Source organism: Bradyrhizobium sp. UFLA06-24, assembly GCF_054967145.1.
The window spans coordinates 41,133-55,030 of record NZ_JADFUE010000011.1 but is presented as its reverse complement, the minus strand read 5'-3'; the positions used below and the strand labels follow the sequence as shown (position 1 = coordinate 55,030).

Below are 13,898 nucleotides of genomic sequence, written 5' to 3'. Positions count from 1 at the left end.
CGTCAAGTCTTGAGCCGCAACCGATCGGCGACGCGCCTTGCGATCTCCGCCGGCGCCTCCTTCGGATAGGGATGCACCGAGCTGACATTGATCTCGCCGAGCACGTAGCTGTCGCTGCCGTCGGGCTGAACGGGGCCGAGCATGAAGTCCGCGTCCCAGATCGCGGGCAGGTCACCGCGCGCGATGTCGAGCAGCGAGGTCAGCTGCGGCGTCCACTCGTCCTCCATCATCAGGCGCAGCCGCTGGAAGCGTGGGTCCGCGTTCGACGTGTAGAGCCGCGGTCCGGCTTCGGAACGCGCGGCCGGCGATTCGACCAGGGCCTTGACCTTGTGATGGCCGAAACCGGCGCAGCGATCGCCTGCCATGTAGCAGCGCACCACGCCCTCGTGGAGGCGCGGCTGGAATGCCTGATCGATCACGCTGCCGCTCTCGAAATACTCCGCGCAGCGCCGCATGAAATCGTCCAGCGTCAGCTCCTCGGAGGCCTCCTTCGTCGCGTCCAGCACTTTCACCATGGGCGAGGTCTTGAGCTGTTCGACCTTCCATACGCCTTGACCGCCGTTGCCGCGGCTGCGCTTGATGACGCGCGGGCCGGCAGCAAGCCGCGCCGGCAGCCCGGCACGCATCGCCTCGACCGTCCGATACAGCGCCGTGTCCGATCCCCAGCCCATCGCGCGGGTCCGATAGAGGACTTCCTTCGTGCCCATCTTGAGGATGACATCGGGATGCGCGCTCACCCAGACGCCCTGCGCGGCGACGTCGCGCAGCAGGGCGTCGAGGCCGGCACGGTTTCGACCGTCCTGGATCGGGTTGACCCAGACCAGCACGCCATCCACTCCGAGCAGTTGCTCGCGGACGGCGTCCGCGAAGCTCTCGTCGTAAATCGCTGGCTGAGCTTCGACGCCGATGGCATCAAGCGCCGCGAACACGTCGGCGAAGCGACCAGTTTTCGAGGTGGCCTCTCGACGGGCGACGGCATCGCCTCGCGAGAGGATGGCAACGCTTGGTCGGGATGAGGATCGTCGTTCGGTGTTCATGCGCAAGCTCCACGTGTTGCGTGCTGCGCAGAGCTTGGACCGAAGTCTCGCCGGGAGTCTGCTTGATCCCGCCCAGACAGTCTATGTGAGATCGCCCGGTCCGATCAAGGGGCCATTCTTTTCAGGCCGGCTATCGCAAATTGCCGTGGTCACGCTTACCTTGCGCCCATGAAAAAGATCGGATTCCTGTCGTTCGGACACTGGACACCCTCGCCGCAATCGCAGACCCGCTCGGCGGCGGATACGCTGCTGCAGTCGATCGAGCTTGCGGTCGCGGCCGAGCAGCTTGGCGCGGACGGCGCCTATTTCCGCGTGCATCATTTCGCGCGGCAGCTGGCCTCGCCCTTCCCGCTGCTCGCGGCGGTCGGTGCCAGGACCAGCAAGCTCGAGATCGGCACGGCCGTGATCGACATGCGCTACGAGAACCCGCTCTACATGGTGGAGGATGCCGGCAGCGCCGATCTCATCGCCGGCGGGCGGCTGCAGCTCGGCATCAGCCGCGGCTCGCCGGAGCAGGTGATCGACGGCTGGCGCTATTTCGGCTATCGCCCGGCCGAGGGCCAGAGCGATGCCGACATGGGGCGGCGCCACGCGGAAGTGTTTCTCGATCTGCTCCGCGGCGAGGGTTTTGCCGAGCCCAATCCGCAGCCGATGTTTCCCAATCCGCCGGGCCTGTTGCGGCTCGAGCCGCATGCGCAAGGCCTGCGCGAACGGATCTGGTGGGGCGCCGGCTCGAACGCGACGGCGGTGTGGGCCGCACAACTCGGCATGAATTTGCAGAGCTCGACGCTGAAGAACGACGAGACCGGCGAAGCCTTTCACGTGCAGCAGGCCGCGCAAATCCGAAAGTTTCGCGCGGCGTGGAAGGAGGCCGGCCACAGCCGCGAGCCCCGCGTCTCCGTCAGCCGCAGCATCTTCGCGCTGATGGACGATCGCGACCGCGCCTATTTCGGCGGCGAGCGCGGCGGCGAAGACCAGATCGGCTTCATCGACCCGCACACCCGCGCGATCTTCGGCCGTTCCTATGCAGCGGAGCCTGACGTGCTGATCGAGCAGCTCAGGCAGGACGAGGCGATCGCCGAGGCCGATACGCTGCTGCTGACGATCCCGAACCAGCTCGGCGTCGATTATTGCGCGCACGCGATCGAGGCGATCCTGACGCATGTCGCGCCGGCGCTGGGGTGGCGGTGAGCCTGCTGATCATTCTCTAGCGCGTCGGCAGTCGCTCCACGAGCTTTGCCAACACGGCGGCCGGAAGGTTAACCGCCGACAGCCGCCAGCCATCGCCGGCAAAATGCATGCTGATGCTGCCGGCCTCGCGACTGGCACCCAGCCGCAACGAGAACTCGACGGGCTTGATGAGAGTGAAGCGCCGGATGATCCCAGGTATGTTCGAGACGTCGATCTCAGCGAGCGGCGGAATGCTGCCGAACTCGACGTTGCCTCGCACCGTCCCGGTCTGAAGCAGAACGGCGATGTTGTCCCGGGTCAACAGCTTGCTTGCGAGGTCATCCGCGACGCTGGCGCCGAACGTGTTGATGGCGAGGCGCTCGAACGGCTTGACGGGGCGCTCGCGTCCGAGGCGACGCAGATAGGCATCGATGAGCTGATCGACCAAGGCGTGACGCACGCGCGGAAGGTCGGTCCGGGCGAGCACCTGATCGGCATCGCCGCTGCGCGCAGCCGCGACCAGCCCGGCAAGAGACACGAATGCCGTACCTGCATAGACGAGCAGACACAGCGCCACGACGGCGAGCGCGGCGGCGAGCCACTTCATGCCGGTTCAACAGGTAGCCGAAGGCTGCGTTCCAACATCGTTGCAGACGCGAATGCGCTTGCGGAACCGAAAAGAGGAAAAACAGGCAATTGTTCCTGTTCCCAGGGGAACACCCGGCTGGATCACCGAGTTCATCGCAGCGCCGCATCCAGCGGCGAGGGAGAACGCGATGAAGAAGTTCATGCTGATTTCAGCCGCCGCGCTGCTCGTGTCGACGGGCGCGATGGCGCAGACCACTGTGACGACGACCACGACCGGCGCGGCGCACGGCGCTACCGTGCAGATCGAGCCGGAGTATCGCACCAGGATCCATTCCTACGTCACCGAGCACAAGATCCGCCCGGTCGAGACGCACGAAAAGATCGTGGTCGGCTCGCCGGTCCCGCGCGACGTCGAGCTCGCGACCGTCCCGAGCGATTGGGGTCCCTCGCTCACCAAGTATCGCTACGTCTATTCCGGCAGCCACGTGATGCTGGTCGATCCGGAATCGCGCATGGTCGTCCAGGAAGTCGACTAACCCCGCTCGCGGCGGGCCGTGGGGCGGCCCGCCGCGGATGCGCTTGGTTCATTGCAGGGCGCCGATGCCCGTCACTCAATAATTCTGCTCGCACGCGCACTGATCGTCGCGCTGCTTTTGTAGTCCAGAAATCTGCCGCCGACCGCCGCACCTTCGACAGCCGACGAGATCGAGCGAACCATCATTCGCGTTCGCTCCGCACACACGCCCTGCCCAAGATCGTGACTCTGCGCTGCGCGAAGAGCCGCGCACGCATGAACCGCAGATGAATAGACGCTCTCGATGTTTGCCCACACACCGCGAAACTGCAGACGCAGCGGATCAGCTGCGAACAGCGCGCATGCAAAGGAACGTTTGCGCGATTGCCAATTTATCCCGAGCCTGATTTGGCGATTTTTGGAAACTGGAGGAGACGACAATGAGGATAGTGAAGCTTTCCGCAGTTGCGGCCGCTCTGCTGGCCAGCACGGCGTTTGCCGTTGCGCAATCGAGCTCGACGGTCGGCACCGGCGGCTCGTCCGCCGGCGGCGGCACCAGCAATTCGACCATCGGCACCGGCGGCTCGTCGGCCGGTGGCAGCGGCTCGGGTTCGGCGTCGACGCTCGGCACCGGCGGCTCGTCGGCGGGCGGCGGCACCAGCAGCTCGAGTGTCGGGACCGGCGGCTCCGCGGCCGGCAGCGGTTCGGGCAGCGGCTCGGCTTCCACGCTCGGCACCGGCGGTTCGTCGGCGGGCGGCGGCAAGAGCTCGTCCAGCGTCGGCACCGGTGGCTCGGCAGCGGGCAGCGGCTCGGGCAGCGGCTCGGCTTCCACGCTCGGCACCGGCGGTTCGTCGGCGGGCAGCGGCAAGAGCTCGTCCAGCGTCGGCACCGGCGGCTCGGCAGCGGGCGGCTCGACCGTCGGTCAGTCCGGCTCGTCGAAATCCCGCGACATGGACGACGCCGGCAAGTCCGGCAGCCATGCCAGCGAGATGGGCATGGAAAAGGGCAAGGGCCACCACAAGGACGAGATGAAGAAAGACAAGGATTGACGCCTTGATCCACGGAGCGGCAGCGATGCCGCTCCTTCGTCCGTGTTGGAGGAGAACTGCCATGAACAAATCGATCATTGCGATTGCAGCATTGGCTTTGATGGGGAGTACCGCTCTGGCCGAAACCACCGAAAAGACCGGCAAGACGGCCTCCGGCGACACCTGCAAGGTCACGGTCGAAAAACATCCCGACGGCAGCATCACTGCGCTCGGCTCGTCCAGCTCAGGCACGACCGGATCGACGGCATCAAGCGGTTCGCTGTCGAGCTCGAGCTCGGCCGGCGGATCGTCGGTGCATGTGCAGGCCGGTGGCGGCAACGTTTCAAGCTCGTCATCGACGGCAGGTGGCCCCGGCTCGACCAGCGCCAGCACCATCACCGTCAACGGCTGCACGATCTCGACCTCGTCACCCTGAACAAAGGATTGCAACATGAGAACACTCATCACGACCTCGGCGGTCGCACTTCTGCTTGCCGCCACCTCACCTGTGCTGGCGCAGACCAGCATCACCGGGGGATCAGGCGGCTCGGCCGCCGTAGGCGGCACCTCCGCCTCCACCGTCGGCACCGGCGGCACGTCCACCTCGGCAAGCGGCCGCACGGGCTCCTCGATCGCGGCTGGTGGAAGCGCCGCCGCCGTCAATGGCAAGACCCAGACCGGCGTCAGCATGAACAAGGGCAACGGACCGGTGCTGAATTCCAACGCCCGCGCGCAAGCGCATGAGGGCGGCACGTTCAGCCGTTCGCACACGCGCACAAAGGTGAAGGCCGGCGAAGAAGTGGGCTCGACCACCAAGACGATGTCGCACGTGCCGGGCTCGAAGCCGACCATGTCGACCACCTCGACGACGGCACGCTGAGCGCCGAGAACGCTTCGATCCTCACGACCTGCTGCCCGATCCGATCGGGCAGCTCTTTTGCTGGCGCGCCGGTTCAGCCGCCGCTCAGGCTCTGGCTGATGCGCGTGACGATCGCGTCCCATCGCCGCTTCTCGGCCGCGGGATAATTGATCAGCACGCAGTGGACGTAGCGGCTGGTGAAGTTGCAGCGGTCGTACCAGATCTTATCGTGCCTGATGCTGGACACGACGAAGAAGTTTTGCGCAATCCGCTTGTAGACGATGCCCGCAGGCGGCTGCTTGGCGGCCAGGAACGCGGCCGGCGAAATCCCCTGCTCGCGAGCAACGGCCTGCACCGTGAGATCGGCAGCGCCGTCGGGCGTGCGGAATTTCCGGCCGTAGCCGTCCGGCTCGCCGGCCTGTTCCGTGAAGATCGAAATCGGAATGTCGACCGATGTCCCGGATTGAGGAATGCGGTAGGCGGTCCAGGACTCGGCCCGGGCAAGAACCGGCGAGGCGACCAGGAGTGCAAGTGTGACGGCGGCTATCGTCTTCATGTCGACCTCATCAATTGCGCGGCGCCAGTTGCAGCTCCAGCAAGGCGATCCTCTGCAAATTCGCTACATCGCGCTCGCCGGCACTCGCGGTGCGCAGGATGGATTCGGCGAGCGCGGTGACATGCGAGGAATGCACCGGCTCCGGCAAGGTCGCGACCGCAGCGTCAAGGGCGCTGGTCATCAGCTCGATCACCTCGGGGGAAAATGCGGCGTTGGAAAAGTTCTTCATCTCATGGCCGGCCGCTGCTGCGCGCCGCAGGTCCAACGCCGGGAAAAAATGGAAGTTCCTGTACGGCGTCATGCATCCTGTTGACAGGACTGCTCCTGATGCAATTCTCCGTCGAAGCCGATCACTGCCGGACCCCTGAATTGCATGTCGACCCTGGAAGCTGCACTGCGTGGAGGAGCTGTCGTCATCCTTCTTCTCCGCGCGGCCGTCGCCGCTCGCAATGCGCGGCGCGACCCCGTGAGCCGTTATGCCGCGCTGCTGAACGCGAGTATCGCAGCCTTTATCGTCGAGTCCGCACCGGGCTTCGGTGCGCTTGATCTGCGCCTGCGCATTCCGGTTGCAATGGTCAGCGCGGGATTGCCGGCCGCGTTCTGGATCGCCATGGGCGCGATGTTCACCGACGGGTTTCGGCCGCGCTGGTCCCATGCGCTCGGCTGGCTGGCGCTGGTGGCGCTCGCCGTGATGGACCAGTTCAAGCACCCGATGTCCGTCGACGTGGCACGCACCGGCCTGTCGGTGATCTTCCTGCTGTTCGGCGCCTGGCATGCATGGTCGGGGCGCGGAATCGACCTGGTTGAAGGGCGGCGGAGGCTTCGCGTCTGGTACGCTGCCGTCACGGTGCTTTATGCGCTGGTCTCGATCGCGGCGGACTGGCTCTGGCCCGGCGGCCTTTCGGCGAGTTCGGTCAGCCTCGCCAATGCAGCCGCCCTGACGGCGCTGATCTTTCTGTTCGCCGTACAGGGCTCGATCATGACGGCGGAGACGCAGCTGGCGCCCGCCGCCGTACAATCCAGGCCGTCGGCGCCTGCATTCGATTCCCAGGCCGCGCCGGCTGCCGGACCCGATTCGGCGCAACTGTTGGCGCTTCAGCACCTGCTCGAGCACGACAAGGTCTTTCGCGAGCCGGACTTGAGCATCGCGTCCCTGTCGCAAAAGCTCGACATTCCCGAGTACCGGCTGCGACACCTGATCAACCGTCAGCTCGGGCATCGCAATTTCAGCGCCTTCGTCAACGGCTACCGGCTGGCCGACGCCGAGGCCGCGCTGAGCGATCCCGCGCAGGCCGGCGTCCCGATCCTGACCATCGCCCTCGATGCGGGCTTCGGCTCGATCGGCCCGTTCAATCGCGCCTTCAAGGCCCAGACCGGACTGACGCCGTCCGAGTACCGGCGGGCGCGGCTTGCCGGCGCGGCAGGAGCCGCCGGGCCGAGTTTGGCCGAGACCTGACCGATTTCTGAATCCGGGCGGCCGTTTGCGGGAATCGGCCAATCCGCCCGCAGGAATCGGCGCGCCGCGACATCTTCGGCATGCCAGCTTTGCTCCGGGCAGGCCACGCGCCTGCAAATGCGGAGATTACCATGACGCTGTTGTTCCAGGTGCTCAAGTTCGCCCTTCCCGCCCTGATCGTGATCGCGACGCTGGAAGGGCTGGTTCTGGCGCTGGTGATGCGACGCGCCTACGACTGGCGCGCCTATCTGGCTTCGCTGGCCGACGCGCTCGGCCGGGAGTATGTCGTCTACGCGATCGTGCCGCTCAGCCTGGCGCAGCCGCTGGTCGAACTGGCCTGGAAGCATCGGCTGTTCACCCTGCCGCTGAATGGTCCCCTGGCCGTGGCCGTGCTCGTGATTGCCCAGGATTTCAGCTACTACTGGTTCCATCGCTGCAGCCACCGCGTGCGCTGGTTCTGGGCGACACATGCGATCCATCATTCCTCGAACGACTTCAATCTCGCCGCCGCCTATCGCTTCGGCTGGACCGGGCGGCTGACCGGCGCTGCGATCTTCTTCGTGCCGATGATCTGGCTGGGCTTCGCCCCGGGCCCGGTGTTCACCGCCGCCTCCGTCAATTTGCTCTACCAGTTCTGGCTGCACGCGGAGTGGATTCCGAAGCTGGGCTGGCTGGAATATGTGCTCAACACGCCCTCGCATCATCGCGTGCACCACGCCTGCAACGCAGAATATCTCGACCGCAATTACGGCGGCATCTTCATCCTGTTCGACCGCATGTTCGGCACCTTCGTTGCGGAGCGCGACGATCTGCCGTGCCGCTACGGGCTCGTCACGCCGCTGCGCTCCAACAATCCGATTGTCATTGCGTCTCACGAATGGGCGGCGCTGCTGCGCGATCTCTGGCGTTCGCAGTCCTGGCGTGACCGGCTCGCCTGCCTGATCGGTCCGCCCCGCGGCGAGGCATCGCCCCTCGCGGCACCGGTGGCGCACGATGGGAGCCGATGACGCAGCGGGCGATCTGGACCGGCCGCACGCGGCCTATCCGGTCTTCGTCCCGGTCACGACGGCCAGCGCCTCGACGAGGCGGTCGAGATCGGCTTCGTCGGTGAACAGCGCCGGCGTCACGCGGATGCACTGGCCCTTGGCGACGCCGGCGCGGCGCACCGTCATGATCTTGTGGTTGTCCCGCAGCTTCGCCACGATCGCCTCGTTGTCGGCCTTGCCGGTCCTGCCGGCGAGACGAAACGACGTGATCGCACTGTAGGAGCCCACCTCATCCGGGGTCAGGATCTCGATATCCCTGAAGCCGCGGGCGCGGCTCACCCAATAGTCGCGCAAATAGCGCAGGCGGGCCTGCTTGGCCGCGGCGCCGATCTGCTGATGCAGCGCGACAGCCGCCGGCACCGACAGCACCGTGGCGAAATTGACGGTGCCGGTGTGAACGCGCGAGCGGATGTCGGTCTCTGCAAAGTCCTCGTCGCCCATGGCGCGGTCGATGGCGGCGAGGCGGTCCTTCCGGATGTAGAGGAAGCCCACACCGAGCGGCGCGCCGATCCATTTGTGCAGATTGAACCCGACGAAATCGGATTCGAGATCGTTGACGTGGAAATCGATCTGGCCCCAGGAATGCGCGGCATCGACGATGGTATCGATACCTCTCGCCTTTGCCATACGGGCGATCTCGGCGACGGGCATGACGAAGCCGGTGCGATGGCTGACATGGGTCAGCAGGAGCAGCCGCGCTTTCGGGTTCGCCTCGATGGCGCGGGCATAGGCGTCGAGGACCGCTTGACGCGTGGCCGGCTCCGGAATGTCGAATTTGACGACGTCGACGCCACGGCGCGCCTTCAGCGAATTCATCGCATATTGCATCGAATCATAGTCGAGGTCGGCGTAGAGCACGGCATCGCCGGGCTTGAGCCTGTTGTAGCCGCCGATCAGGAGCTGCAGCGCTTCGGTCGCCCCTCGCGTCAGCGCGATCTCCTCAGGCGCGGCACCGACCGCCTCCGCGACCTTGGCGCGCACCGCCTCGAAATCCGCGCCGACGCGCTGCCGCGCGTAATAGGTGTTTTGAAAGTTGATCATGTCGGACTGGCGGATGAACTCGCGCCTCACCGGTTCGGCCATGATGCCCCAATAGCCGTTCTCGAAATTGACGATATCAGGCGTCACGGCATAGAGCCGCTTGACGTCAGCCCAATAAGCCTTGTCCATGGCGATGTCGGCCGCCGATCCGGCCGGCGCCGGCGACAGGGCTTCGGCCGCCATCGCGGGCGACGCCAGCGGGGCCATCGCCGCGGCCGCGAGGCCTTTCAGGATCGACCGGCGGTTGGACGAAATCGTGTCAGTGAGAGTCATGTCAGCCTCTATGCATGCGCAGCGAAAGGAGCCGCAATCAATAGAGCGCGAATGACGGGGCAGTGACAATTCGATGATGCGCGGGCCCCAGCCATTCGCCCTATGGCCCGTAACGCGGTTGAAGTGACAACGCTTGCGGCATACTATGCCATAGGGGTTGGGACAGCGAGGCCACGATGCCGACGAGAAACGTTGTGCTGACGAAACGTCAACAGGAACTCATTGAAGCGCTCGTCGAGTCCGGCCGCTACCAGAACGCCAGCGAGGTGCTGCGGGAAGGACTGCGACTGGTGGAGCAACGCGAGGCCGAGGATGCCGGCAAGCTCAAGGCGTTGCGTGCCGCGGCTCGACTCGGCATCGGGTCATTGGAGCGAGGCGAATTCAAGGAATTCAGGACGATCGAGGACCTGCAATCCTATCTGACTGATCTCTCGGAGAAGGTCATCTCCGGAACAGTCGAATAAAATCGTGGCTCCGCACCCATGGCGCATCCGCCTTGGCGCCGCCGCCGAAGTCGATTTTGCCAACATTCTGAAATGGACCACCGAGAATTTCGGGCCGCGGCAAGCGCCGCATCTATCGAGATACGCTCGTTCAAGCGATTGGCGCACTCGCCGAGGGCCCGGAGGTCGCAGGGTCCAAATCCCGTGACGAGATCGCGCCGGGCCTTCGCACGCTCCACATTGCACGGCGCGGTCGACGCGGAAGCCACTTCCTCATGTACCGTGTCGGGCCCGAGAGCATGATCGAGGTCGTGCGCATCCTCCATGACAGAATGGATCTTCAGCGCCACATCCCGACCGACGACGGCAGCGCGTGACCTGCCGACGGCGATGGTGCGCCCTCACCCCGCCTTCACGCTCGCATCGATCAATAGCTTCGCGGCTGCGAGGGCCGACTGTGCGGGGCCGCCTTCGGACTGCTGGCCGGTGACGTAGATGCCTTCGATCAGCAGCAGCAGCGCATCGCCGAGCACATCAGGCTGACGCGCGCCCATCTGCGCGGCAAGCTCGCGCAGGCGCTTGCGGAAGACTTTCTTGTGGGCTTCGGCGACCTGGCGGGCGGGATTGTCCCGCGCCGGATATTCCACGGCGGCGTTGCTGAGGCCGCAGCCGCGATAACCCTTGGCGACAGCGCGTGGGGCGAGCTGGCCGATATAGGCGAGCACATGGTCGCGTGCGTTGCTGTAGGACTTGCCGCCGGGCCGCTCGAAATTCTCCCAGAAGTTCAGGTCGTAATCGCGCAAATAGGCGGCGGCGAGATCGTCCTTGGAGGCGAAGGCGCGATACAGGCTGGGTTTCGTCACCCCGGCCCGATCCACCACCTCGTCGACGCCGACGGCGCGGATGCCCTCGCGATAGAACAGCTCGCTGGCGGAGGCTCTGATCCGGTCGGCGGCCCGGAGCGGGGCGCTTTCAGCTTTCTCGGCTGTTTTCGGCATTCGGCTTCGTCTGGTCTCAGGCATGGCTTGGCTTCGGGCTTGACAATGTTACTGACCGGTACGTATTAGTACCGCACCCCAATACGTACCGGTAAGTAACATGCCCGAACCCTCCTTTCAACACGCCTCCGCTCAATCCTCCGCCGTCGCCCGCCGGCCGTTCGGCCCAAACTACGCCTTCGTGGTCGTTGCCGTGATTTTCCTGGCGCTGCTCGCCTCCGCGGGCCTGCGCGCCACGCCGGGCGTGCTGATGCTGCCGCTGCAGAAGGCCTTTGGCTGGGATGTCAGCGTGATCTCGTCGTCGGCCGCCATCGGCATCTTTCTCTACGGCCTCGCCGGTCCGTTCGCCGCGGCGGTGATGCAGCGCTTCGGCATCCGCCGCACCGTGCTCGGCGCCTTGACGCTGATGTCGATCTCGACGGCTGCGAGCTATTTCATGACGGCGCCGTGGCAATTGTTCCTGACCTGGGGACTGCTCTCCGGCATCGGCTCGGGCGCGGTCGCCAACGTGCTCGGCGCCACCATCGTCAATCGCTGGTTCACCACCAATCGCGGCCTCGTCATGGGGCTTTTGACGGCCAGCACCGCCACCGGCACGCTGATCTTCATGCCGGGCCTTGCATCGTTGGTCGAATGGGGCGGCTGGAAGCCCGTGGTGCTGACGGTCGCCGCATGCTGCGCGGCGCTGATTCCGCTGGTGTATGTCCTGGTGCCGGAGCGCCCCTCAGCGATCGGCCTGCGCTCCTATGGCAGCCCGCATGACGATCACCCGGCCGCGCCCGCGTTAGGAAATCCGTTCGTCGCCGCGATCAGCAACTTGTTGCGCGCGACCAGGACGCCGACCTTCTGGTTCCTGTTCGCGACCTTCTTCATCTGCGGCTTCACCACCAACGGCCTCGTCGGCACCCATCTGATCGCGTTCTGCGGCGACCACGGCATCTTCGAGGTGCAGGCCGCGAGTCTGCTCGCGCTGATGGGATTCTTCGACCTGTTCGGCACCACACTCTCGGGCTGGCTCACCGACCGCTTCGATCCGCGCAAGCTCTTGTTCTTCTATTACGGCCTGCGCGGACTGTCGCTGATCTACCTGCCCTATTCGGATTTCTCCTTCGTCAGCCTGTCGGTGTTCGCCGTGTTCTACGGCCTCGACTGGATCGCGACCGTGCCGCCGACCGTGCGCATCGCCAACGAGGCGTTCGGCGACAAGAACGCGCCGCTGATCTTCGGCTGGGTGGTCGCCGGCCATCAGCTGGGCGCGGCTTGCGCGGCGTTCTTCGCCGGCTTCATGCGTTCGTCGCAGGGCGATTATCTGCAGGCCTTCATGATCGCCGGCGCGACCGGCATCGTGGCGGCAGTGCTGTCGCTGATGATCGGCCGTCGTCCGGTGCAGCCTGCGCTGGCTGCGGCGTAGATAACGACTCGCCGGCAAGGCACGCACCTCCGACCTTGCCGGCGCGGCTGCCTGTGCCGTTATTCGAAGGTTGATTCCGTTAAGAAATTTGGAATATCGTCGTAACGATGCGAGGCCGTTCGAAGGCCCGCACGGGAGCTTAAGAGTTCGCGTTGCGTCCAGCTCCATCCCAATCAACTCGAACGATCCATGACGGCCCTGGCGGATGAGCGATTCCCTTCTTGCAACGGTCGGCGACCATTTTTTCCTTGGCCTGCGGCCGACCAGCGTTCTTGACGATCGCGACCGCGCGCTGCTGCGGGATCTCAAGCCGGCCGGCGTCATCCTCTATAAGAGCAATTTCCGCCACGACCTGCCCTATCGGGACTGGCTGTCTGTTCACCGCGACCTGATCGCCGCGATCCGCGATGCTTCCCAGCGCGACAAGCAGTTCATCGCCATCGACCACGAAGGCGGCCGCGTGTGTCGCACGCCGCCGCCGATCACGCGGTTTTCCTATGCGGCGCGCTGGGCTTCGACCGCCGAGCAGGTCGGCGACGCCATGGGCGTCGAGCTCGCTTCGCTCGGCTGCAACCTGAACTTCGCGCCTGATCTCGACATTCACTCCAATCCCGCCAACCCCGTGATCGGCGAGCGCGCCTTCGGCCGCACGGCCGACGAGGTCATCAAATCGATGCTGCCGTTCACGAAGGCGATGGAACGCCGCGGCGTGCGCGCCTGCGGCAAGCATTTCCCGGGGCACGGCGACACGCAGGTGGATTCGCACCATGAACTCCCGGTGCTCGATCTCGATCTCGACCAGATCAAGGCGCGCGAGCTGAAGCCTTTCGCAGCGGCCATCGAGGGCGGCATCGAGATGATGATGACGTCGCACATCTTGTACCGCAAGCTCGATCCCAACGATCCCGTCACGCTGTCGCGCGCGATCACGCAAGGACTGTTGCGCGAGGCGATGAATTTCCGCGGCGTGATCGTGTCCGACGACGTCGGCATGCGTGCGATGGCCGGCCGACTGGATGCGCCTGACGCCGGTGCGCGCTTCATGGCGGCGGGCAACGACATGCTGATGATCTGCTCGCATCTGACCGACACCGAACGCGCCCGCTTCCTGGCGCAATCGATCCTCGACGGCGTCGATTCAGGCAAGCTCGATCCGGCGGTGCTGAAGGCCTCAGCTAAGCGCGTTCAAGCGATGCTGGATGGCACCCCCCAAAACGAGGTTTCGGAGCTGCCGGCCGAGGTGCTCGCACGCCATCGCGGCGCCGGCACCCAGTTCGACGCGGCCACTGTCGAAGTCGTCTAGCGGGTTATTCCCGCCGGCCGCCGGCAAACCATCAGCCAAGCCGCCCTTCACGCGCGCGAGCGCCGTTGATCTCGATATGCTACGCGTGCTAGTGTTACGAATGGTAGCGGGTATGCACCCGCCGGGATCAACGTCCGGTTGCCTCTTCATGCCGCGTGGGTTTCAATCCCGGGAC

Annotated in this window: 18 protein-coding genes; 11 read left to right on the top strand and 7 right to left on the bottom strand. The window is 65.4% G+C overall.

The window, feature by feature from the left end:
* Nucleotides 1-2: 2 nt before the first annotated feature.
* Nucleotides 3-1,037 carry a Cj0069 family protein gene (locus IF809_RS11970; RefSeq protein ID WP_128963835.1) on the bottom strand — a complete coding sequence of 345 codons (1,035 nt, stop codon included), beginning with the start codon at nucleotides 1,035-1,037 and terminating at the stop codon, nucleotides 3-5.
* A gap of 168 nt (nucleotides 1,038-1,205) precedes the next feature.
* Here IF809_RS11970 and IF809_RS11965 point away from each other — a divergent pair, with 168 nt between their 5' ends.
* Nucleotides 1,206-2,228 carry an LLM class flavin-dependent oxidoreductase gene (locus IF809_RS11965; protein WP_462837667.1) on the top strand — a complete coding sequence of 341 codons (1,023 nt, stop codon included), beginning with the start codon at nucleotides 1,206-1,208 and terminating at the stop codon, nucleotides 2,226-2,228.
* Nucleotides 2,229-2,244: 16 nt separating this feature from the next.
* Here IF809_RS11965 and IF809_RS11960 read toward each other — a convergent pair whose 3' ends face one another.
* Both IF809_RS11960 and IF809_RS11955 read right to left on the bottom strand, forming a co-directional pair.
* On the bottom strand, nucleotides 2,245-2,814 hold the full coding sequence (locus IF809_RS11960; protein ID WP_128963833.1) for a DUF2939 domain-containing protein: 570 nt from the start codon (nucleotides 2,812-2,814) through the stop codon (nucleotides 2,245-2,247).
* A gap of 6 nt (nucleotides 2,815-2,820) precedes the next feature.
* The gene (locus IF809_RS11955) at nucleotides 2,821-2,997 is read right to left on the bottom strand and encodes a hypothetical protein (protein ID WP_164938423.1); all 177 of its coding nucleotides are present in this window, start codon (nucleotides 2,995-2,997) and stop codon (nucleotides 2,821-2,823) included.
* Here IF809_RS11955 and IF809_RS11950 point away from each other — a divergent pair.
* The 4 genes from IF809_RS11950 (at nucleotide 2,984) to IF809_RS11935 (ending at nucleotide 5,217) form a co-directional block, all read left to right on the top strand.
* On the top strand, nucleotides 2,984-3,331 hold the full coding sequence (locus tag IF809_RS11950) for a DUF1236 domain-containing protein (protein WP_128963832.1): 348 nt from the start codon (nucleotides 2,984-2,986) through the stop codon (nucleotides 3,329-3,331). The two genes, IF809_RS11955 and IF809_RS11950, sit on opposite strands and share 14 nt — an antisense overlap.
* A gap of 418 nt (nucleotides 3,332-3,749) precedes the next feature.
* The gene (locus IF809_RS11945; protein ID WP_462837666.1) at nucleotides 3,750-4,358 is read left to right on the top strand and encodes a hypothetical protein; all 609 of its coding nucleotides are present in this window, start codon (nucleotides 3,750-3,752) and stop codon (nucleotides 4,356-4,358) included.
* A 61-nt stretch (nucleotides 4,359-4,419) separates the two neighbouring features.
* Nucleotides 4,420-4,773: a hypothetical protein gene (locus IF809_RS11940; protein WP_128963830.1), complete on the top strand. Its 354-nt coding sequence runs from the start codon at nucleotides 4,420-4,422 to the stop codon at nucleotides 4,771-4,773.
* A gap of 15 nt (nucleotides 4,774-4,788) precedes the next feature.
* A complete protein-coding gene (locus tag IF809_RS11935) occupies nucleotides 4,789-5,217 on the top strand; it encodes a hypothetical protein (RefSeq protein ID WP_128963829.1) in 429 nt (142 codons plus the stop codon).
* Between the two features lie 73 nt (nucleotides 5,218-5,290).
* On the opposite strand, the gene IF809_RS11930 is transcribed toward IF809_RS11935, so the two are convergent.
* Together IF809_RS11930 and IF809_RS11925 are read right to left on the bottom strand one after the other, a co-directional pair.
* Nucleotides 5,291-5,752: a hypothetical protein gene (locus IF809_RS11930; protein ID WP_128963828.1), complete on the bottom strand. Its 462-nt coding sequence runs from the start codon at nucleotides 5,750-5,752 to the stop codon at nucleotides 5,291-5,293.
* Nucleotides 5,753-5,762: 10 nt separating this feature from the next.
* On the bottom strand, nucleotides 5,763-5,981 hold the full coding sequence (locus IF809_RS11925; RefSeq protein WP_128963827.1) for a hypothetical protein: 219 nt from the start codon (nucleotides 5,979-5,981) through the stop codon (nucleotides 5,763-5,765).
* A gap of 237 nt (nucleotides 5,982-6,218) precedes the next feature.
* Here IF809_RS11925 and IF809_RS11920 point away from each other — a divergent pair, with 237 nt between their 5' ends.
* Both IF809_RS11920 and IF809_RS11915 read left to right on the top strand, forming a co-directional pair.
* Complete coding sequence (locus IF809_RS11920; protein ID WP_462837665.1) at nucleotides 6,219-7,208, top strand: AraC family transcriptional regulator; 990 nt, start codon at nucleotides 6,219-6,221, stop codon at nucleotides 7,206-7,208.
* Between the two features lie 131 nt (nucleotides 7,209-7,339).
* The gene (locus IF809_RS11915; RefSeq protein ID WP_462837664.1) at nucleotides 7,340-8,215 is read left to right on the top strand and encodes a sterol desaturase family protein; all 876 of its coding nucleotides are present in this window, start codon (nucleotides 7,340-7,342) and stop codon (nucleotides 8,213-8,215) included.
* A gap of 33 nt (nucleotides 8,216-8,248) precedes the next feature.
* Here IF809_RS11915 and IF809_RS11910 read toward each other — a convergent pair whose 3' ends face one another.
* On the bottom strand, nucleotides 8,249-9,568 hold the full coding sequence (locus IF809_RS11910; RefSeq protein WP_462837663.1) for an aminotransferase class V-fold PLP-dependent enzyme: 1,320 nt from the start codon (nucleotides 9,566-9,568) through the stop codon (nucleotides 8,249-8,251).
* Between the two features lie 176 nt (nucleotides 9,569-9,744).
* On the opposite strand from IF809_RS11910, the gene IF809_RS11905 reads away from it, so the two are divergent.
* Nucleotides 9,745-10,032, top strand: coding sequence for a type II toxin-antitoxin system ParD family antitoxin (locus IF809_RS11905; RefSeq protein ID WP_128963823.1), 288 nt, complete (start codon nucleotides 9,745-9,747; stop codon nucleotides 10,030-10,032).
* Between the two features lie 86 nt (nucleotides 10,033-10,118).
* Nucleotides 10,119-10,388, top strand: coding sequence for a type II toxin-antitoxin system RelE/ParE family toxin (locus IF809_RS11900; protein WP_347339913.1), 270 nt, complete (start codon nucleotides 10,119-10,121; stop codon nucleotides 10,386-10,388).
* Nucleotides 10,389-10,412: 24 nt separating this feature from the next.
* On the opposite strand, the gene IF809_RS11895 is transcribed toward IF809_RS11900, so the two are convergent.
* On the bottom strand, nucleotides 10,413-11,009 hold the full coding sequence (locus IF809_RS11895; protein WP_128963822.1) for a TetR/AcrR family transcriptional regulator: 597 nt from the start codon (nucleotides 11,007-11,009) through the stop codon (nucleotides 10,413-10,415).
* Between the two features lie 100 nt (nucleotides 11,010-11,109).
* On the opposite strand from IF809_RS11895, the gene IF809_RS11890 reads away from it, so the two are divergent.
* A complete protein-coding gene (locus tag IF809_RS11890; protein WP_128963821.1) occupies nucleotides 11,110-12,420 on the top strand; it encodes an MFS transporter in 1,311 nt (436 codons plus the stop codon).
* Between the two features lie 205 nt (nucleotides 12,421-12,625).
* Entirely contained in the window at nucleotides 12,626-13,723 is a 1,098-nt protein-coding gene (locus tag IF809_RS11885; protein WP_462837662.1) for a glycoside hydrolase family 3 N-terminal domain-containing protein, read from the top strand.
* Nucleotides 13,724-13,898: the final 175 nt, after the last annotated feature.

Bases quoted from the DNA above. Each gene is read 5' to 3' on its own strand.
- IF809_RS11945 (WP_462837666.1), top strand. From the start codon at position 3,750: ATGAGGATAGTGAAGCTTTCCGCAGTTGCGGCCGCTCTGCTGGCCAGC.
- IF809_RS11915 (WP_462837664.1), top strand. From the start codon at position 7,340: ATGACGCTGTTGTTCCAGGTGCTCAAGTTCGCCCTTCCCGCCCTGATC.
- IF809_RS11925 (WP_128963827.1), bottom strand. From the start codon at position 5,981: ATGAAGAACTTTTCCAACGCCGCATTTTCCCCCGAGGTGATCGAGCTG.
- IF809_RS11930 (WP_128963828.1), bottom strand. From the start codon at position 5,752: ATGAAGACGATAGCCGCCGTCACACTTGCACTCCTGGTCGCCTCGCCG.
- IF809_RS11950 (WP_128963832.1), top strand. From the start codon at position 2,984: ATGAAGAAGTTCATGCTGATTTCAGCCGCCGCGCTGCTCGTGTCGACG.
- IF809_RS11960 (WP_128963833.1), bottom strand. From the start codon at position 2,814: ATGAAGTGGCTCGCCGCCGCGCTCGCCGTCGTGGCGCTGTGTCTGCTC.
- IF809_RS11965 (WP_462837667.1), top strand. From the start codon at position 1,206: ATGAAAAAGATCGGATTCCTGTCGTTCGGACACTGGACACCCTCGCCG.
- IF809_RS11885 (WP_462837662.1), top strand. From the start codon at position 12,626: ATGAGCGATTCCCTTCTTGCAACGGTCGGCGACCATTTTTTCCTTGGC.
- IF809_RS11935 (WP_128963829.1), top strand. From the start codon at position 4,789: ATGAGAACACTCATCACGACCTCGGCGGTCGCACTTCTGCTTGCCGCC.
- IF809_RS11910 (WP_462837663.1), bottom strand. From the start codon at position 9,568: ATGACTCTCACTGACACGATTTCGTCCAACCGCCGGTCGATCCTGAAA.
- IF809_RS11905 (WP_128963823.1), top strand. From the start codon at position 9,745: ATGCCGACGAGAAACGTTGTGCTGACGAAACGTCAACAGGAACTCATT.
- IF809_RS11895 (WP_128963822.1), bottom strand. From the start codon at position 11,009: ATGCCGAAAACAGCCGAGAAAGCTGAAAGCGCCCCGCTCCGGGCCGCC.
- IF809_RS11940 (WP_128963830.1), top strand. From the start codon at position 4,420: ATGAACAAATCGATCATTGCGATTGCAGCATTGGCTTTGATGGGGAGT.
- IF809_RS11890 (WP_128963821.1), top strand. From the start codon at position 11,110: ATGCCCGAACCCTCCTTTCAACACGCCTCCGCTCAATCCTCCGCCGTC.
- IF809_RS11970 (WP_128963835.1), bottom strand. From the start codon at position 1,037: ATGAACACCGAACGACGATCCTCATCCCGACCAAGCGTTGCCATCCTC.
- IF809_RS11955 (WP_164938423.1), bottom strand. From the start codon at position 2,997: ATGAACTTCTTCATCGCGTTCTCCCTCGCCGCTGGATGCGGCGCTGCG.